General features: G+C 75.1%; 13 protein-coding genes. 9 read left to right on the forward strand and 4 right to left on the reverse strand.

Features of this window, described 5'->3' with window-relative positions:
- Positions 1 to 28: 28 nt before the first annotated feature.
- A complete protein-coding gene (locus ACZ6Q9_RS07075) occupies positions 29 to 1,204 on the reverse strand; it encodes a PQQ-dependent sugar dehydrogenase (protein WP_396828375.1) in 1,176 nt (391 codons plus the stop codon).
- Between the two features lie 112 nt (positions 1,205 to 1,316).
- On the opposite strand from ACZ6Q9_RS07075, the gene ACZ6Q9_RS07080 reads away from it, so the two are divergent.
- Positions 1,317 to 2,243 (forward strand): 2-hydroxyacid dehydrogenase, encoded by a 927-nt coding sequence (locus ACZ6Q9_RS07080; protein WP_396828373.1) that lies wholly within the window; start codon positions 1,317 to 1,319, stop codon positions 2,241 to 2,243.
- A gap of 25 nt (positions 2,244 to 2,268) precedes the next feature.
- On the opposite strand, the gene ACZ6Q9_RS07085 is transcribed toward ACZ6Q9_RS07080, so the two are convergent.
- Positions 2,269 to 2,646 carry a PH domain-containing protein gene (locus ACZ6Q9_RS07085; RefSeq protein WP_393266884.1) on the reverse strand — a complete coding sequence of 126 codons (378 nt, stop codon included), beginning with the start codon at positions 2,644 to 2,646 and terminating at the stop codon, positions 2,269 to 2,271.
- Between the two features lie 205 nt (positions 2,647 to 2,851).
- On the opposite strand from ACZ6Q9_RS07085, the gene ACZ6Q9_RS07090 reads away from it, so the two are divergent.
- The 3 genes from ACZ6Q9_RS07090 to ACZ6Q9_RS07100 all read left to right on the forward strand — a co-directional run bounded on the left by ACZ6Q9_RS07090 (position 2,852) and on the right by ACZ6Q9_RS07100 (position 7,406).
- Complete coding sequence (locus tag ACZ6Q9_RS07090; RefSeq protein ID WP_396828371.1) at positions 2,852 to 5,221, forward strand: putative bifunctional diguanylate cyclase/phosphodiesterase; 2,370 nt, start codon at positions 2,852 to 2,854, stop codon at positions 5,219 to 5,221.
- A 185-nt stretch (positions 5,222 to 5,406) separates the two neighbouring features.
- Complete coding sequence (locus ACZ6Q9_RS07095) at positions 5,407 to 5,745, forward strand: ArsR/SmtB family transcription factor (protein ID WP_393266878.1); 339 nt, start codon at positions 5,407 to 5,409, stop codon at positions 5,743 to 5,745.
- Positions 5,742 to 7,406, forward strand: a complete 1,665-nt coding sequence (locus tag ACZ6Q9_RS07100; protein ID WP_396828368.1) for a SulP family inorganic anion transporter — start codon at positions 5,742 to 5,744, stop codon at positions 7,404 to 7,406. The genes ACZ6Q9_RS07095 and ACZ6Q9_RS07100 overlap by 4 nt, the downstream gene beginning before the upstream one ends.
- A 223-nt stretch (positions 7,407 to 7,629) precedes the next feature.
- Here the strand turns inward: ACZ6Q9_RS07100 and ACZ6Q9_RS07105 are convergent, their stop codons facing one another.
- Positions 7,630 to 7,815 carry a hypothetical protein gene (locus ACZ6Q9_RS07105; RefSeq protein ID WP_393266872.1) on the reverse strand — a complete coding sequence of 62 codons (186 nt, stop codon included), beginning with the start codon at positions 7,813 to 7,815 and terminating at the stop codon, positions 7,630 to 7,632.
- Positions 7,816 to 7,897: 82 nt separating this feature from the next.
- Positions 7,898 to 9,745, reverse strand: coding sequence for a dihydroxy-acid dehydratase (ilvD, locus tag ACZ6Q9_RS07110; protein ID WP_396828366.1), 1,848 nt, complete (start codon positions 9,743 to 9,745; stop codon positions 7,898 to 7,900).
- Between the two features lie 129 nt (positions 9,746 to 9,874).
- On the opposite strand from ilvD, the gene ACZ6Q9_RS07115 reads away from it, so the two are divergent.
- The 5 genes from ACZ6Q9_RS07115 to serA all read left to right on the forward strand — a co-directional run bounded on the left by ACZ6Q9_RS07115 (position 9,875) and on the right by serA (position 18,094).
- Complete coding sequence (locus ACZ6Q9_RS07115) at positions 9,875 to 12,319, forward strand: putative bifunctional diguanylate cyclase/phosphodiesterase (RefSeq protein ID WP_396828436.1); 2,445 nt, start codon at positions 9,875 to 9,877, stop codon at positions 12,317 to 12,319.
- Positions 12,320 to 12,507: 188 nt separating this feature from the next.
- Positions 12,508 to 14,394 carry an acetolactate synthase large subunit gene (locus ACZ6Q9_RS07120; RefSeq protein ID WP_393266867.1) on the forward strand — a complete coding sequence of 629 codons (1,887 nt, stop codon included), beginning with the start codon at positions 12,508 to 12,510 and terminating at the stop codon, positions 14,392 to 14,394.
- 73 nt (positions 14,395 to 14,467) lie between these two features.
- Positions 14,468 to 14,983: an acetolactate synthase small subunit gene (ilvN, locus tag ACZ6Q9_RS07125; protein WP_091096900.1), complete on the forward strand. Its 516-nt coding sequence runs from the start codon at positions 14,468 to 14,470 to the stop codon at positions 14,981 to 14,983.
- Positions 14,984 to 15,107: 124 nt separating this feature from the next.
- A complete protein-coding gene (gene ilvC, locus ACZ6Q9_RS07130; RefSeq protein ID WP_357695373.1) occupies positions 15,108 to 16,121 on the forward strand; it encodes a ketol-acid reductoisomerase in 1,014 nt (337 codons plus the stop codon).
- Between the two features lie 374 nt (positions 16,122 to 16,495).
- Positions 16,496 to 18,094, forward strand: coding sequence for a phosphoglycerate dehydrogenase (gene serA, locus ACZ6Q9_RS07135; protein ID WP_393266864.1), 1,599 nt, complete (start codon positions 16,496 to 16,498; stop codon positions 18,092 to 18,094).
- Positions 18,095 to 18,291 lie beyond the last annotated feature (197 nt).

Raw genomic sequence — 18,291 nt, forward strand, 5'->3', positions numbered from 1 at the left:
CTTGGTAAACCCGGCGGAGCCGGTCGGGTCAGCTCCGGCCGGCTCCGCCGTCGGCGAAGACCAGTCGCAGCAGCCGGTCGTCCTCGGGCGCGGGGTCGCCCCGCCCGTCGTGGTTGGAGGTGCTCACCCAGATCGAGCCGTCGGGCGCGGCGGCCACGGCCCGCAGCCGCCCGAACCGCCCGGTCAGCAGCTCGCGCGGCTGGCCGAGCACCGTGCCGGTGTCGGTCAGCTCGACCAGCCACAGCCGCTCGCCGCGCAGGCACGCGGTGACCAGCAGCCGGTCCGCGGCGGTCAGCCCGGAGCAGGAGGCGTCCGACGTCGGCCACTGGGTGATCGGGTTGACGTAGCGCTTGTCGTCGTCGCGCCCCTCGACCTGCGGCCAGCCGTAGTTGCGCCCCTTGGTGACCTGGTTGATCTCGTCCCAGGTGTTCTGGCCGAATTCGACGGCGTACATCCGTTTGCCCGGGTCCCAGGCGAGCCCCTGGACGTTGCGGTGGCCGAGGGACCACACCGGGGAGTTCGGGAACGGGTTGCCGGGCGCGGGCTTGCCGTCCCTGGTGATCCGCAGGATCTTCCCGCCGAGGCGCTTGACGTCCTGCGCCTGCGGCCGGTCGCCGGCGTCGCCGGTGCTCGCGTAGAGCAGGCCGTCCGGGCCGAAGGCGAGGCCGCCACCGTTGTGGATGCCCGCCTTGGGGATGCCGGTGAGGATTGGGGTGGGCGTGCCGCCGAGCTCCAGCCGGGCGATCCGGTTGTCGCGCTGCGTGGTGTAGTAGACGAAGACCGACTTGTCGCGCTGGTAGTCGGGGGAGACGGCGATGCCCATCAGCCCGCCCTCGCCGGACGCGGCCACGTCGGGGACGGTCTGCACCGGGGTGACCTTCAGCCCGTCGGGCCCCGACTCGGGGCCGACCCGCAGGATCCGGCCGCTGTCTCGCTCCGTGACCAGCGCGGCGCCGTCGGGCAGGAAGGCGATGCCCCACGGCACCCGCAGGCCCTTGGCCAGCACGGTGGTGACCACCTCACTGCCGGCGCCGCCGGCGCTCGCCGTCGTCGAGGGGGTCGGGAAGGTCGGCGGCTCGCCGGCCGGGTCCGGCTCGGGCTCGCCGAAGCTGCAACCGGCGGTCGCGAGCAGCAGCGCCGCGCACGACGCCGCCAGGGCCGCCCGGAGGCGGCGGGTGCGAGGGTACGGGGGACGGGCGCTCACCCGGCCCAGGGTAGCCCGCCGGGGCGCCGTACCGGGGCCGACGGATCGGACCGGGTGCCGCGATCCGCCCCGCCCGGCCGGCGGCCCGGCCGGGGGCCTATCGTCGGCGGGCGTGAAGGTATGGATCCCGCACGAGTCCGGCCGCGCGCTCCTCGGGGAGCTGCCCCGGGACATCACCGTCGAGGTGGTCGAGGACCCCGCCCGGCTCCCCTCGGCGGCGGCCGGCGTCCGGTTCTGGGTGCCGCCGTTCCTGGCCGGCGGCGACGCCACCGCGCTGCTGGGCGAGCTGCCCGACCTGGCGGTGGTGCAGCTCCTCTCCGCCGGGGCGGACGCCTGGGCCGGCCGGATCCCGGAGGGGGTGACGCTCTGCGACGCCCGGGGCGTGCACGATCCGTCCACCGCCGAGTGGGTGGTCGCGGCGATCCTGTCCCAGCTGCGGGCCTTCCCGGCCCTGGCCCGGGCGCAGGCCCGGCGCGAGTGGGCGTACGCGGAGGTGGCCCCCACCGACGAGCTGGCCGGCAAGCGGGTGCTGATCGTCGGGGCGGGCTCGATCGGCGCGGCGGTGCGGGACCGGCTCGCGCCGTTCGAGGTGAGCTTCACCCTGGTGGCCCGGACCGCCCGCCCGGGGCAGGGGGTGCACGGCGTCGAGGAGCTGCCGGGCCTGCTGCCCGAGGCCGACGTGGTGGTGCTGCTGGTGCCGCTGACCGAGCAGACCCGGGGTCTGGTCGACGAGAAGTTTCTCGCGGCGATGCGGGACGGCGCGCTGCTGGTGAACGCCGCGCGCGGGCCGGTGGCCCGCACCGAGGCGCTCGTCGCCGAGCTGCGGACCGGCCGGATCTCGGCCGCGCTGGACGTCACCGACCCGGAGCCGCTGCCCGCCGACCACCCGCTGTGGGCGATGCCGAACGTGCTGCTCACCCCGCACGTGGCGGGCTCGGTGCGCGGCCTGCTGCCGCGCGCGTACCGGCTGGTCGGGGAGCAGGTCCGGCGGTTCGCGGCCGGCGAGCCGCTGGTGAACGCGGTCGTGGACGGCTACTGACCGGCGCCGGCGCCGGGGCGGCGGGTCAGCCGGCCGCGTCGGGCAGGGTCTGGCCGGTGGCCTCGACCAGCCGCGGCAGGTCGGCGCCGCGGACGGCCGGCAGCAGCACCGCCTGGCCGTCGTCGAGTCGGGCCACCGCCCGGCCCCGTGCGTCCGGGGCCAGCTCCACGACCCGGTCCCAGCTGATCCGGCGCTGCCCGACCAGCGCCCGCAGGCGCAGCTCGCGGGCGTCCACGTCGGTGCCGGCCCGCCACGCCCAGACCCCGACGGCGAGCGGGACGAGCAGCACCGGCAGCAGGTACCACCGGGCGCCGGCCAACGGCAGGGCGCCGATGAAGGCGATGATCGCGGCGGCCAGGATCGCCTGGTTGTGCCGGAAGCGGACGGTGCCGGAGCTGCTCACCCCCCGATGATCCCACCCCCGCCGCCCCCGGTACGCGCCGGGCGGCGCCGGGCTCCACCCGACGGCCGGCAGTGACGAGGACCACTGTCGCCTCGGCGTCACCGCGTGCCTGCGCGCTCGTTGGCGATAGATGGGCAGCGGACCCACCTCGTTCCGGCGCCCCGCACCGCCGCACCGCCCGTGCCCCCTCACGAAGGCGACCGCCGTGCCCCTCGCGTACCCGTCCCACGCCCGCGCCCGCCGTCCGGCCGTGCCGGAGACCCTCGTCCTCGCCGCCGTCGCGCTGCTCCTGCTCGCCGGCGCGACCGGCCGGATGCCGGCACCGGCCGTCGTGGCGCTGGCGGGCGCCGCCGGCTCCGCGCTGGCCGGCGCGCGGCTGTCCCGGCTGGCCGTCGGCCCGCCCACGTCGGCGCCCAGCCGTTCCCGGGCGGCCCGCTGCCGCACGGCGCTGCCCCGTCGCGTCGCCGTGCTGCTCGACGCCGCCGTGGTGACGGCGGGGCTGGCCGCCGCCGTCCTCCCGCTCGCCGACCCCCGCCACCGGCCCGCCGTCGCCGTGGCGGGGCTGGTCGTCGCCGCCCCGCTCTTCGCCGCCGGGCTGCCTTCGCGGGCGCGGACGCCGCACCCGGCCACCCGGGTCCGGCTGCGGCGGGCCCTCGACGCGACCGCCGCCGGCCTCGGGCTGGTCCTCGCCGGTTGGCTGCTGCTGCCCCGCGACCGCCTCGACCCGCCGGCCCGGCTCGCGGCGGCGGTGGCCCTCGGCGGGCTCGCGATCGCGGTGCTCACGGCGCTGACCGGGCCGCACCGGCGCTCCGGCGCCGCCCGGTGCCGGGGCGGCGCGGCGCTCACCCTGCTCGGGTTGGTGGCGCTGGCCGCGCTTCCGGTCGGGACGTCGCCGGTCTGGGCGGCGCTGTTGGCCGTACCCCCGCTGGTGGGCGGGGTGCTGCTGACCGCGGCGGGGGCGCGGTGGGCGGCCCGGCCGCAGCCCGACCCGTCGGCCCTGCCCACCCTCGTGTGGCCCCGGGCGGTGGTCCCGGCCGCCGCGGCCGTGGCGGCGACCGGCTGGGAGCTCCGCTCCGACGGGCCGCCGGACCTCACCGCCGTGCTGCTCGCGCTCGCGGTCGCGCCGCCGCTCGTGCTCCGCGACCTGCTCCGGGCGGGCGAACCGCTACCGCCGGCCCCCGCCGCCGCCCCGCCGGCGCGCGCGGAGGCGCCGGCGCGCGCGGACGCCGCGGCGACCTGCGCCGAGGCGGCGCCGGCCCGCGTCGACACCATGCCGACCTGCGCCGAGGCGGCACCGGCCCGGCACCGCTCGCCCGGAACCGGCCGATCCGGCGGGCCGGCGGGCCGCGCCGAGCTGCTGCGGGCCCTCGCCGCGCTGCGGGACGCACCGTCCCCCTGCGGCGCGCTGCTCGTCGTCGACCTGCACATCCCCGGCGCCACCGCCGAGGGGCCCGGCGACGCCGCCCGGGAGGCCGTGACGGCCGAGGTCGCCCGTCGCGTCCGCGCCGTCGTCGGCCCCGGGGACCTGCTCGCCGACCTCACCGCCGCCGGCTTCGCGGTGGTCACCGGGACCGGCCCCGTGCTGGCGTACGCGCTGGGCACCCGGCTGCTCGCCGCGCTCACCCAGCCCTACCAGGTGCCGGGCGGGGTGCTGCGGCTGCGGGCCAGCATCGGGCTGGCCGAGGTCGCCGGCACCGCCCCGGAGGACGTGCTGCGCCAGGCCGACCTGGCCCGGCGGCGGGCCGTGCAGCTCGGCCGGGACCGGGTCGAGTGGTACGACGCCTACCTGGAGGAGCAGCTCGTCCGCCGGCTGGACCTGGAGCGGGAGCTGCCCGGGGCGGTCGCGCGGGGCGAGCTGGACCTCGTCTACCAGCCGGTGCTCGACCTGGCCGACCGGCAGCCCGTCGGCACGGAGGCGCTGCTGCGCTGGCGCAGCCCGGTCCTCGGCACGGTGCTCCCGGCCGAGTTCCTGCCGGTGGCGGAGGACCTCGACATCGTGGGCGAGCTGGGCTGCTGGGTGCTGGACCGGGCCTGCCGGCAGCTCGCCGCCTGGTCGGCGGGGAGCCGGCGGCTCTGGATGGCGGTCAACGTGACCGTCCGGGAGCTGGCCGCGCCCGACTTCGTGCCCCGCACGGCGGCGGTGCTGGACGCGTACGGGGTGCCGCCCGACCGCCTGGTGGTCGAGGTGGCGGAGCCGAGGGTAGCCGGCGAGCTGCCGACCGTGGTGGCCCGGCTGGCCGGGCTCCGGTCACTGGGCATCCGCACCGCGCTGGACGACTTCCGGGCCGAGCACGCCTCGCTCGCCCAGCTCCGCCGGCTGCCGATCGACCTGCTCAAGGTCGGCCCGCAGCTGGTGGACCCGGCGGACCCGCAGCGCCCGCTGATCGACGTGGTGGTGGCCGTGGGGGACCGGTTGGGGTTGGACATCGTGGTGGAGGAGCTGGAGTCGCCGGGCCTGGTCGACGGCGCGCGCCGGGCCGGCTGCCGCTACGGGCAGGGCTTCGCGCTGGCCCGCCCGGCCACCGCGGAGCGGGTGGAGGCGTACTTCGAGGAGTTCCCGTCGGCGTCGCGCTAGATGTACTGCCTACGTCGTGTCGTCACACGACCTCAACCAAGGTCGCTGGGCAGTACAGCTAGACCTGGCGACCCGCGCCGGCCGCGTTCCCGCCGCGCGTCCTTCCGCACCTTCCGGCAGGGAGTTGAAGGATTTCGCAAGTGCTAAAGTCTTCATGTCTGGTTGCGGTTGAGAGGGAGGCTGGCATGTCGGTACCGCTCTATCAGGCGAAGGCGGAGCTGTTCCGCACCCTCGGCCACCCGGTGCGGATCCGGGTGCTGGAGCTGCTCCAGGACGGGCCGAAGCCCGTTCGCGACTTGCTGGCGGCGATCGACGTCGAGGCGTCGAACCTGTCCCAGCAACTCGCGGTGCTCCGCCGGACCGGCATGGTCACCTCCAGCCGCGACGGCGCCCTAGTCGTCTACGCGCTCAGCACCCCGGACGTGGTCGACCTGCTGGCCGCAGGCCGCCGCATCCTCGGCGCAGTCCTCACCGACCGCGACGCGCTGCTGAACGAGCTGCGGGCCGACGGGCGGGACCGGTGAGCCGGACACTGTCGTTGCGCGAGCGGTTTGTCGGGCTGTTGCCGCGGCGCGCCGACTGGCTGGCGGTGCGCCGCGCACCCCGGCGCGACCTGCTCGCCGGGCTGACCGTGGCGGTGGTGGCGCTGCCGCTGGCGCTGGCCTTCGGTGTCACCTCCGGGCTCGGGGCCCAGGCCGGCCTGGTGACGGCGGTGGTGGCCGGCGCGGTCGCGGCGGTCTTCGGCGGCTCCCACCTCCAGGTTTCCGGGCCGACCGGGGCGATGACCGTGGTGCTGGTGCCGGTGGTCCAGCAGTTCGGCGCCACCGGGGTGCTGATGGTCGGGGCGCTGGCCGGGCTGGTGCTGATCGCGCTGGCCCTCGCCCGCCTCGGCCGGTACGTGCACTACCTGCCCGTCCCCGTGATCGAGGGGTTCACCGCCGGAATCGCGGTGGTCATCGCCCTGCAACAGGTGCCGGCCGCGCTGGGGGTGGCCGACGCGCACGGTGACCGCGTCTGGGCCGTGGCCGCCGACGCGGTCACCCGGTTCGTCGCGGACCCACGGCCGGTCCCGGTCGCTGTGGCCCTCGGCGTCGCGGCGGTTATGCTGCTCGGCGCCCGGTGGCGTCCCGGCTGGCCGTTCTCCCTGCTCGGCGTGGCCGCCGCGACCGTCCTGGCCGAGACCACCCCGGTCGAGCTCGCCCGCATCGGCGCCCTGCCCGCCGGCCTGCCCGCGCCCTCGCTGGGCTTTCTCGACCTCGACGCCGTCGGGGTCCTGCTGCCCTCGGCCCTCGCGGTCGCGGCGCTGGCCGCCCTGGAGAGCCTGCTCTCCGCCACCGTGGCCGACGGGATGACCATCGGCCAGCGCCACGATCCCGATCGCGAGCTGTTCGGTCAGGGGCTGGCCAACCTCGCCGCCCCGGCGTTCGGCGGGATCCCGGCCACCGCCGCCATCGCCCGTACGGCGGTGAACGTGCGCGCCGGCGCGGGCTCGAAGCTGGCCGCGCTCACCCACGCCGTCGCCCTCGCCGGGATCGTGCTGGCCGCCGCGCCGCTGGTCGGCCGGATCCCGCTCGCCGCCCTGGCCGGCGTCCTGCTGGCCACCACCGTCCGGATGGTCGAGGCCGGGTCGCTCTGGGCGCTGGCCCGTGCCACCCGGGGCGACGCCCTCGTGCTGGTGCTCACCTTCGCGGTCACGGTGGCGCTGGACCTGGTCACCGCCGTGGCGGTCGGGGTGGGCGTGGCGATCGTGATCGCCCTGCGCGCGGTGGCCCGCACGGCGCGGGTGGAACGGGTTCCGCTCGACCCCGGCGAGCACAGCGCCGAGGAGCGGGCCCTGCTCGCCGACCACATCGTGGCCTACCGGCTGGACGGCCCGCTCTTCTTCGCCGCCGCGCACAGCTTCCTGCTCCAGCTCTCCGACGTCGCCGACGTGCGCGTGGTCATCCTGCGGATGTCCCGGGTGTCCGCCCTGGACGCCACCGGTGCGCAGGTGCTCGGCGACGCCATCCTCCGGCTCCAGGAGCGCGGCATCACCGTGCTGCTCTCCGGCATCGCCCCCGGCCACGACCAGATGCTCGCCACCCTCGGCGTCGCCGCGCGGTTGCGCCGCGACGGGCTGGTCTTCCCAGACACCCCGGCCGCCATCCGCCACGCCCGCGAGCTGGCTCTCGCCTCGGCCCACTGAGGCGGTCGGGACCACGGACGGGCGATGGCTGACCGTCCCCCGGAGCGACACGGTCTGCCGCCGACCCGGGGGATTCCTCCCTGTCCGCCGTCCCCGCTGCTGCGGCGGCCGTCGATGGCATCGTGGGGAAGGCTGAAGTGGATTGGGTTGCGGTGGGGCACCAGCTTGGCGTGCCATTCACAGCGGTACGCCGTGCCGTCCAGATGGACCGTTCGCTCACTCATCAGCTTCGCACTGCCGCGGCTGTTGGGCTCTCCGGAGAGAGACCGACCCCGAAATGGCCGAACTCCATCGCCACGCCCCACAGGTTGTGCGGCTCGGTCTCCTGGCTGGCGTCCTCGATCTCAGGGCCGATGGCCTCGCCCTCGAAGAGTTCCTCCGTCGCCGCGTCGGGCGTCTCGACTACCATCCGCGAGCCCTGCTCCTTCAGTCTGCGAGCCCTGCTCCTTCAGTCTGATTGACGGCGATGGTAACCGACGGAATGTGCCCTCTCACTCCGGGACGCGGCGGTAGGCGCCGTCGCTGGCCGAGGTCGCCATCGAGGCGTACGCGCGCAGCGCCGCGGACACCGGCCGCTGCCGGTCGACCGGGGTGTACGGCCGGTCGCGCTTCTCCTGGGCGACCCGGCGGGCCTGGAGCACGTCCTCCGGCACGTCCAGCTCGATCGAGCGGCCCGGGATGTCGATGACGATCTCGTCGCCGGGCTCGACGAGGGCGATCAGCCCGCCGGAGGCGGCCTCGGGGGAGACGTGCCCGATGGAGAGGCCGGAGGTGCCGCCGGAGAAGCGCCCGTCGGTGAGCAGCGCGCAGGCCCGGCCCAGCCCCCGGCCCTTCAGGAAGGAGGTGGGGTAGAGCATCTCCTGCATCCCGGGGCCGCCCTTCGGCCCCTCGTAGCGGATCACCACCACGTCGCCGGCGACGACCTCCTTGGCGAGGATCGCCGACACGGCGTCGTCCTGGGACTCGTAGACCTTGGCGGGGCCGCGGAAGGTCAGGCACTCCTCGGGCACCCCGGCGGTCTTCACCACGCAGCCGTCCGGGGCCAGGTTGCCGTGCAGGATGGCCAGCCCGCCGTCGGCGCTGTAGGCGTGGGCGAGGTCCCGGACGCAGCCGTCGGCCGCGTCGGTGTCCAGCGACGACCAGCGGTTGGTGGTGGAGAACGGCTCGGTGGTGCGCACCCCGCCGGGCGCGGCGTGGAACAGTTCGACCGCCTCCGGCGTCGGCGAGCCGCCCCGGACGTCCCAGTCCGCCAGCCAGCGCTCCAGGCTGGGGGAGTGCACCGCGTGCACGTCCCGGTGGAGCAGGCCGGCCCGGTCCAGCTCGCCGAGGATGGCCGGGATGCCGCCGGCCCGGTGCACGTCCTCCATGTGGTACTGCGGGGAGTTCGGCGCGACCTTGGCCAGGCAGGGCACCCGGCGGGAGATCGCGTCGATGTCGGCGACGTCGAAGTCCAGCTCGGCCTCGCGGGCGGCGGCGAGCAGGTGCAGGATCGTGTTGGTCGACCCGCCCATCGCCACGTCCAGGGCGACGGCGTTCTCGAACGCGGCCCGGTTGGCGATCGCGCGGGGCAGCACGGAGGCGTCGTCGCCGTCGTACCACCGCTTGGCGATCTCCACGGCGGTGCGGCCGGCCTCGACGAAGAGCGACCGGCGCGCGGCGTGGGTGGCCAGCGTCGAGCCGTTGCCCGGCAGGGCCAGCCCGATCGCCTCGGTGAGGCAGTTCATCGAGTTGGCGGTGAACATGCCGGAGCAGGAGCCGCAGGTCGGGCAGGCGGACCGCTCGATGGCGTCGAGCTGGTCCTCGGTCACGGCCTCGTTGGAGGCCGCGACCATCGCGTCGATCAGGTCGATCTTGGAGTGCACCACGCCCTCGATCGCCACCGTCTTGCCGGCCTCCATCGGCCCGCCGGAGACGAAGACGGTCGGGATGTTCAGCCGCAGCGCGGCCAGCAGCATGCCCGGGGTGATCTTGTCGCAGTTGGAGATGCAGACCAGGGCGTCGGCGCAGTGCGCGTTGACCATGTACTCGACGGCGTCGGCGATCAACTCCCGGCTGGGCAGGGAGTAGAGCATGCCGCCGTGGCCCATGGCGATGCCGTCGTCCACCGCGATGGTGTTGAACTCGCGGCCCACCCCGCCGGCCTCGGCCACCGCCTCGGCGACCAGGCCGCCGAGGTCCTTGAGGTGCACGTGACCGGGTACGAACTGGGTGAAGCTGTTGGCGATGGCGACGATCGGCTTGCCGAAGTCGTCGTCGGTCATCCCGGTGGCCCGCCACAGGGCCCGGGCGCCGGCCATCGTCCGACCGTGCGTGGAGGTCTTCGACCGCAGCTCAGGCATGCCTACCAGTGTTGCACCGCCGCCGGAGCACCCGCCGGGGGCGCGCGCCGTGTCCCAAAGGATGCACACCCGGGGCCCCGCGCGGGACCCTCATCCGGCACAGTTGGGGACGTGCATCTCCCCCCGGGCATGGTCGCGGCAGCGGTGCTGTGCGGGCTGGTCGCGGCGGCGGCCGGCGCGCTGTCGGCAGCCGACGCCCGGCGGCGGTCCGGGCCGCACCGGCAGGCGCACGCGCTGCTCGCCGCGGCGTCCGCGGTGGCGCTGGCCGGCCTGCTGGTCGGGATCGCCGTGACGTTCGCCGCCGCCGGGCACGGGGCGCACGGGCCGGACCGGCGTACGGGCTGGGCCACCGTCGTCGCGGTCGGCACGACGGTCAGCGGGCTGCTCTTCGCCGCGGGGCTGCTCCGGCTGCCCGGCGTGGCCGCGTCGGGGGCGGCCACGGTGCGGCTGGCGCTCGACGGCCTGGTGCTGGCGGCCGCGTTCTGGTTCGTCGGCTGGGTGCTGTTCTCCGAGCCCACCCGGCTGCTCGGCGACGCCACCCCGCTGGCCTGCCCGCCGATCCTGCTGGCCACGGTCAGCGCGGCCCTGACCGCCGGGACCGCCCTCGTCGTGGCGTTCCGCGCCCCGCCCCCGCGCCGGTTCCTCGCCGGTCTCGGCGCCGGGGCCACCATGGTGACCTGCGGCGGGCTCGGCGTCGCCACCGGCCTCTGCCAGGCCGGGCCGGAAGTGGCGCTGGCCGGGGCGGGAGCGCTCGCCGCCGGCCTGGGCGCCGCCGCGCTGGCCGCCCGGCGGGTGGACCCGGCCGGCCAGGCCGACCTCGACCTGATCCGCCGCGACGGCGACCACGCGTTCGTCCCGATGTTCGCGATGGCCGCCTCGGCGATGTACCACCTCCTCCAGGACGGCCGGTTCGACGCGCTCGGCATCGTCGCCGGCAGCGTCGAGGGCTTCGCCCTGGTGACCCGGCAGTACCTGACGCTGCACGACGTGCGCGGCTACGCCCGGCGGCTCGTGGAGCGCGAGGCGCACTTCCGTGAGTTGGCCCACACCGACCCGCTGACCGGCCTGGCCAACCGGCGGGGGCTGCTGCGGGCGCTGCACCGCTGCGCCGAGGCCGGCACGCCCTGCGTGCTGCTCGGCCTCGACCTCGACGGCTTCAAGAACGTCAACGACATGCGCGGCCACGACGTCGGCGACGCGGTGCTGGCCGAGGTGGGCCGGCGGCTGCGCGGCAACCTGCGCCCCGGCGACGTGGCGGCCCGGCTCGGCGGCGACGAGTTCGCGGTGCTGATGCACGGCTGCCCGGCCGACGCGGACCGGGTCGCCGAGCGCCTGCTCGGCGTGCTCGGCCGCGCCTACGACCAGCCCGAGGGGCCGGTCTTCCTCTCGGTGAGCATCGGGTTGGCGGGCTGGGCCGGGGAGCCCGACGTGGAGCTGCTGCAGCGCCACGCCGACCTGGCGCTGCGCTACGCCAAGCAGCGCGGCAAGAACCGGATCGAGCGCTACGACGCCGCGTACGACCAGTTGCTGCGCCGGCGCACCACGCTCGAACACGAGCTGCGCGGCGCGATCGAGCGCGACGAGCTGCGGCTGGTGTTCCAGCCGGTGGCCTCGCTGCCCTCGGTGCGCCCGGTCGGCGCGGAGGCGCTGCTGCGCTGGCACCACCCGGCGCTGGGCAACGTCCGCCCCGACGAGTTCATCCCGCTGGCCGAGGAGTGCGGGATGATCGCCAAGCTGGGCGCCTGGGTGCTGCACCAGGCCTGCTACCAGCTCTCCCGCTGGCTGGCCGACGGCCACGACGTCTGGGTCTCCGTCAACGTCTCGCCGCGCGAGCTGCACGCCCCGGAGTACGTGGTCCAGGTCGCCGAGGCGCTGCGCGTCCACCACGTGCCGCCGCAGCGGCTGGTGCTGGAGGTCACCGAGCACGCCGTCGCGACCGACCTGGACGAGCTGATCCGGCGGCTGACCGCGCTGCGGCTGACCGGCGTCCGGATCGCGCTGGACGACTTCGGCGCCGGCTACTCCTCGCTGGGGCAGCTGCGGCGCCTGCCGATCGACATCCTCAAGATCGACCACAGCCTGGTCGCCGAGCACGAGCCGGTGCGGCCGGTGGGCCGGGACGGCCCGGCCTTCGCGCCGATGGTCGACATCGTCATGCGGCTCGGTCACCAGCTCGGCCTGGAGGTCATCGCCGAGGGGGTGACCACGCGCACCGAGCTGGCCGCCGTGGTCGCCGCCGGCTGTCGCTTCGGCCAGGGCGCGTTGTCCGGCTGGGGCGTCCCGGCCGAGCACCTGGGGGCGATGCTGGAGGCGGCCACGTCCCCCGGCGCCCGGCCGGCCCCCGCCCCGGCCCCGCCCGTGTCGCCGCCCCGGCGGCTGCCGACGGCCCCCACCTCCGTCTCGCCGGCCCCGCCGTCCCGGCGGCTGCCGACGGTGCCCGCCCCGCGCCCGCCCGAGCCCGAGTCCGGGCAGGTGGAGCGGGGTGCGCAGGCCCCTCGGACGGGTGAATCTCCACACTCCGTTAACCAACATGTGGGATCAGTTGACTCATCGCGTGAGATGCGTCAGGCTTGACCGCATGTCGTCGTACCGGTCGCTGCGAGTACTTACCTGAGCGCACTCTCCCTGTCGAGAGTGCGCCGGCCCCGTGCAACCTGCACGAGGGCTTTTTTGTTGCCGTCGAACCCATCGACGGGGGCCCCGTGCCCCGCGTCACACCGCTCGAACAGCCGCACCCACTCCAGCCGAGGGGCTGAACCGCAATGACGAGACCCACGCCAGAGACACTCGCCCACTCCGCCCGGCGCGCCCGCCCGGCCGCCGAGCCCGCGACCGACGCCGACCACGCCGGCGCCACCCGCGCCGCGGCCACCTCGGCCGTCCCGGGGGTACGCACACCCGCCACGGCCCAGGTCTCCGGAGCCGGCTCGCTCGTGCGGTCCCTCGAGGCGCTCGGCGTCGACGTCGTCTTCGGCATCCCGGGCGGCGCGATCCTGCCGGCGTACGACCCGCTCTACGACTCCACGGTCCGGCACATCCTGGTCCGCCACGAGCAGGGCGCCGGGCACGCGGCGACCGGCTACGCCCAGGCGACCGGCCGGGTCGGCGTGTGCATGGCCACCTCCGGCCCCGGCGCGACGAACCTGGTCACCCCGATCGCCGACGCGTACATGGACTCGGTGCCGATGGTGGCGATCACCGGCCAGGTCGCGCGGCCGGCGATCGGCACGGACGCCTTCCAGGAGGCGGACATCCAGGGCATCACGCTGCCGATCACCAAGCACAACTTCCTCGTGCAGAACGCCGAGGAGATCCCGCGGGTGCTGGCCGAGGCGTTCCACCTGGCCGCCACCGGCCGGCCCGGGCCGGTCCTGGTCGACATCCCCAAGGACGTCCTCCAGGCGCCCACCACCTTCACCTGGCCGCCGACGCTGGACCTGCCGGGCTACCGGCCGACCCTGCACCCGCACGGCAAGCAGATCCGCGAGGCGGCCCGGCTGATGACCTCCGCCCGCCGTCCGGTGCTCTACGTCGGCGGCGGCGTGCTCAAGGCCGGCGCCACCGAGGGGCTGCGCCGGCTGGCCGAGCTGACCGGGATTCCGGTGGTCACCACGCTGATGGCGCTGGGCGCGTTCCCCGACTCGCACCCGCAGCACCTGGGCATGCCCGGCATGCACGGCACGGTCGCCGCCGTCTACGGATTGCAGAAGGCCGACCTGATCGTGGCCCTGGGCGCGCGCTTCGACGACCGGGTCACCGGCAAGCTGGACTCGTTCGCCCCGGACGCGACGGTGGTGCACGCCGACATCGACCCGGCCGAGATCGGGAAGAACCGGCACGCCGACGTCCCGATCGTCGGGGACGCCCGGCACGTCATCGACGAGCTGGTCGCGGCGGTGACCACCGAGCAGTCGGCCGGCCACCGCGCCGACACCGCCGACTGGTGGACCCAGCTCGACGACCTGCGCCGGCGCTACCCGCTGGGCTACGAGGAGCCGGCCGACGGCACCCTCTCCCCGCAGTACGTGATCAAGCGGCTCGGCGAGATCGCCGGCCCGGACGCGATCTACGTCGCCGGGGTCGGGCAGCACCAGATGTGGGCCTCCCAGTTCATCTCGTACGAGAAGCCGTACACCTGGCTGAACTCCGGCGGCCTCGGCACGATGGGCTACGCGGTGCCGGCGGCGATGGGTGCCAAGGTCGGCAAGCCGGACACGGTGGTCTGGGCGGTCGACGGCGACGGCTGCTTCCAGATGACCAACCAGGAGTTGGCCACCTGCGCGCTGGAGGGCATCCCGGTCAAGATCGCCCTGATCAACAACGGCAACCTCGGCATGGTGCGGCAGTGGCAGACCCTGTTCTACGGGGAGCGCTACTCCAACACCGATCTCGGCACCCACAAGCACCGGATCCCCGACTTCGTGAAGCTCGCCGAGGCGCTCGGCTGCGTCGGCCTGCGCTGCGAGAACGCGGAGGACGTCGACAGGACCATCGAGGCCGCGATGGCCATCAACGACGCCCCGGTGGTCATCGACTTCGTGGTCGGCAAGGACGCCATGGTGTGGCCGATGGTCGCCGCCGGCACCAGCAACGACGAGATCATGTTCGCCCGGGGCGTCCGCCCCGCCTTCGACGAGGACGAACTCTGACCATGAGCGAGCGAATCATCCGGTTCCGCCCCCACCCGCGTCAGGACGCGACCGTGCGCAGCGAGGTCGTGGCATGACGATGCACACCCTGTCCGTGCTGGTGGAGAACAAGCCGGGCGTCCTGGCCCGGGTCTCCGGCCTGTTCTCCCGGCGCGGCTTCAACATCGACAGCCTCGCCGTCGGCGAGACCGAGAACCCGGACGTCTCCCGGATCACCATCGTGGTCAACGCCGAGTCGTCCCCGCTGGAGCAGGTGACGAAGCAGCTCAACAAGCTGGTCAACGTGCTCAAGATCGTCGAGCTGGACCCGCAGGTCTCGGTCGCCCGGGAACTGCTCCTGGTCAAGGTGCGCGCCGACCGCGCGGCCCGGGCCCAGGTCCTGGAGACGGTCGGCCTGTTCCGGGCCCGGGTGGTCGACGTGGCACCGGACACGCTGACCATCGAGGCCACCGGCACGCCGGACAAGCTCGATGCGCTGCTGCGCGACCTCGAGCCCTTCGGCATCAAGGAGATGGTCCAGTCGGGGCTGGTGGCGATCGGGCGCGGCTCGCGTTCCATCACCGCCGGGCCCGCGCTCCGGGCCGCCTGACCCCGGCCGCCCACGCGGCGCGCCGCCTGACCCGCCCCACCTGGCCGGCGCGGCGCGCCGCCGGAACCGCCATTCGCACAGATCCACGACGGGCCGCCCGGGCCGCCGTACGAAAGGGAAAATCATGAGCGTTGAGGTGTACTACGACGACGACGCCGACCTGGGCCTGATCCAGGGCCGGAAGGTCGCCGTGATCGGCTACGGCAGCCAGGGCCACGCGCACGCGCTGTCGCTGCGCGACTCCGGCGTCGACGTGGTGATCGGTCTGCCGGAGGGCTCCAAGAGCCGGGCCAAGGCGGAGGAGCAGGGCCTGCGGGTGGTCACGCCCGCCGAGGCGGCGGCCGAGGCCGACGTCATCATGATCCTGGCGCCGGACACGGCCCAGCGCCGCCTCTACGCCGACTCGATCGCGCCGAACCTGAAGCCGGGCAAGGCCCTCTTCTTCGGCCACGGCTTCAACATCCGCTACGGCCTGATCAAGCCGCCGGCCGACGTCGACGTGGCGATGGTCGCCCCGAAGGGCCCCGGTCACCTCGTGCGCCGCCAGTACGCCGACGGCAAGGGCGTGCCCTGCCTGGTCGCCGTCGAGCAGGACGCCAGCGGCAACGCGCTCGCCCTGGCCCTGTCGTACGCCAAGGGCATCGGCGGCACCCGGGCCGGCGTGATCAAGACCACCTTCACCGAGGAGACCGAGACCGACCTCTTCGGCGAGCAGGCGGTGCTCTGCGGTGGTGCGGCGGCACTCGTGCAGACCGGCTTCGAGGTGCTCACCGAGGCGGGCTACGCCCCCGAGGTGGCGTACTTCGAGTGCCTGCACGAGCTGAAGCTCATCGTCGACCTCATGTACGAGGGCGGCATCGCCAAGATGCGCTACAGCATCTCGGACACGGCCGAGTACGGCGACCTCTCCCGCGGGCCGCGCGTCATCGACGCCCGGGTCAAGGAGGAGATGCGCAAGATCCTCAGCGAGGTCCAGTCCGGCGAGTTCGCCCGGGAGTGGGTCACCGAGGACGAGGCCGGCCGGCCGAACTTCAGCAAGTGGCAGGCCGAGGGCGCGGCGCACCCGATCGAGGAGACCGGTCGCAAGCTGCGCGGCATGATGAGCTGGGTCGACCGCCCGATCACCGAGACCGCCTGACGAACACCCCCGGCGGCCCGGCCCGGGCGCTCTCCCCGGCGCCCGGCCGGGCCGCCTCCTTTCCGCCACCCACCGACACCGCTCGCCGCGCCGACGCCATCCGGCCGATCCGAGCCGGAGCCACCCGCCCCGAACGGGACCTCGCCCGCCTCGCCGAGGCGGCGCGGGCGCCCCGTCGTGCGCCGTTCACCGGCAGGTCGTCGCCCGTTGTGAGGGCACTCACCCCACGGTCCGGGACATGCCGGCCGGCCGGCCCCCTACGATCGCGGGTAGGTGCGTAGCCGGCACCTGACGGCCATGGCACGGATCAGTGCAGGGCGCAGCGCGGCGTCCCGCAGCCCGGCCTACCGCTCTGACGACAACTACGAGGACCAATGACTCCTGTCGTACTGATCGCCGAAGAACTCGCTCCCGCCGCCATCGAGGTGCTCGCCCACGACTTCGACGTCCGCCACGTCGACGGCACCGACCGTCCGGCCCTGCTTTCGGCGCTCTCCGAGGCCGACGCCGTCATCGTGCGCAGCGCCACCCAGATCGACGCCGAGGCGATCGCCGCCGCGCCGCGGCTGAAGGTCGTCGCCCGGGCGGGCGTGGGCCTGGACAACGTCGAGGTGCCGGCCGCCACCGCGCGGGGCGTCATGGTCGTCAACGCCCCCACCTCCAACATCGTCTCCGCCGCCGAGCAGGCCGTCGCCCTCCTGCTGGCCGTGGCCCGCAACACCGCCAGCGCCAGCGCCGCGCTGAAGGCGGGGGAGTGGAAGCGGTCGAAGTACACCGGCGTGGAGATCCAGGGCAAGACCGTCGGCGTGGTCGGGCTCGGCCGCATCGGCGTGCTCTTCGCGCAGCGGATCGCCGCCTTCGGCACCCGGCTGATCGCGTACGACCCGTACATCCAGCCGGCCCGCGCCGCCCAGCTCGGCGTCCGCCTGGTGGGCCTGGAGGAGCTGCTGCGGGAGAGCGACTTCATCTCCATCCACCTGCCGAAGACCCCGGAGACCGTCGGCCTGATCGGTGAGAAGGAGCTGGCCGTCGTCAAGCCCGGCGTCCGGATCGTCAACGCCGCCCGCGGCGGGCTGGTCGACGAGCAGGCCCTGGCTGACGCCATCGCCGAGGGCCGGGTCGCCGGCGCGGGCGTGGACGTCTACGCCAAGGAGCCCTGCACCTCCTCGCCGCTGTTCGCCTTCGACAACGTGGTGGCCACCCCGCACCTGGGCGCCTCCACCGCCGAGGCGCAGGACAAGGCCGGTCTGGCCGTGGCCAAGAGCGTCAAGCTGGCGCTCCAGGGCGAGTTCGTGCCGGACGCGGTCAACGTGCAGGCCGGCGGCGTCGTCGCCGAGGACGTCCGGCCGCTGCTGCCGCTGGCCGAGAAGCTCGGCCGGGCCTTCACCGCCGTCGCGGGCGGGGTCGCCGCCAGCGTCACCGTCGAGGTGCGTGGCGAGATCGTCAACCACGACGTGTCGGTGCTCAAGCTCGCCGCCACCAAGGGGCTGTTCAGCTCGGTGGTCGAGGAGCAGGTGACCTACGTCAACGCCCCGCACCTGGCGGCCGAGCGCGGCGTCGAGGTCACCCTGGTCACCCAGGCCGAGACGGTCGACCACCCCAACCTGGTCACCGTCCGGGGCGCGCTGCCCGACGGGCGTACGGTCAGCGTCTCCGGCACGGTCACCCAGGCGGGCACGCGGGACGTCCTTAAGCTGACCGAGGTGGACGGCTTCGACGTGGAGATCGGCGCGGAGGGCATCCTCGTCTTCCTCCGCTACGTCGACCGGCCGGGCGTCGTGGGCACCGTCGGCACCCTGCTCGGCGAGGCCGGCATCAACATCGCGGCGATGCAGGTGGCCCGCCGGGAGGCCGGCGGCGAGACGCTGATGACCCTCACGGTGGACCAGGCGCTCGGCGCGGACCTGCTCACCTCCGCGGCGGACTCGATCGGGGCGGTCGCGGCCAGCGCCGCCGACCTGCGCGACGAGTGACCTGACGCACGACGACGGGGGCCCGGCGATTCCGCCGGGCCCTTCGTCGTCCGCCGGGCGGCGGGCCCGTCGTCGCGTGCGGACCGCTCCGGGCGGCGGCGGGCCCTTCGTCGTCCGTTCGACGGTCAGCCGGCGGCGGGGGGCGTCGTGATGCCGGGCGGTATCGCGGCGATGCAGGACGTGACCGACCCGGACCG

Source organism: Micromonospora sp. NPDC049139, assembly GCF_055586845.1.

Coding starts and splice junctions, on each gene's coding strand:
- ACZ6Q9_RS07095 (WP_393266878.1), top strand. CDS start 5,407: ATGTCGGTACCGCTCTATCAGGCGAAGGCGGAGCTGTTCCGCACCCTC.
- ACZ6Q9_RS07105 (WP_393266872.1), bottom strand. CDS start 7,815: ATGGTAGTCGAGACGCCCGACGCGGCGACGGAGGAACTCTTCGAGGGC.
- ilvD (WP_396828366.1), bottom strand. CDS start 9,745: ATGCCTGAGCTGCGGTCGAAGACCTCCACGCACGGTCGGACGATGGCC.
- ACZ6Q9_RS07115 (WP_396828436.1), top strand. CDS start 9,875: ATGGTCGCGGCAGCGGTGCTGTGCGGGCTGGTCGCGGCGGCGGCCGGC.
- ACZ6Q9_RS07120 (WP_393266867.1), top strand. CDS start 12,508: ATGACGAGACCCACGCCAGAGACACTCGCCCACTCCGCCCGGCGCGCC.
- ilvN (WP_091096900.1), top strand. CDS start 14,468: ATGACGATGCACACCCTGTCCGTGCTGGTGGAGAACAAGCCGGGCGTC.
- ilvC (WP_357695373.1), top strand. CDS start 15,108: ATGAGCGTTGAGGTGTACTACGACGACGACGCCGACCTGGGCCTGATC.
- serA (WP_393266864.1), top strand. CDS start 16,496: ATGACTCCTGTCGTACTGATCGCCGAAGAACTCGCTCCCGCCGCCATC.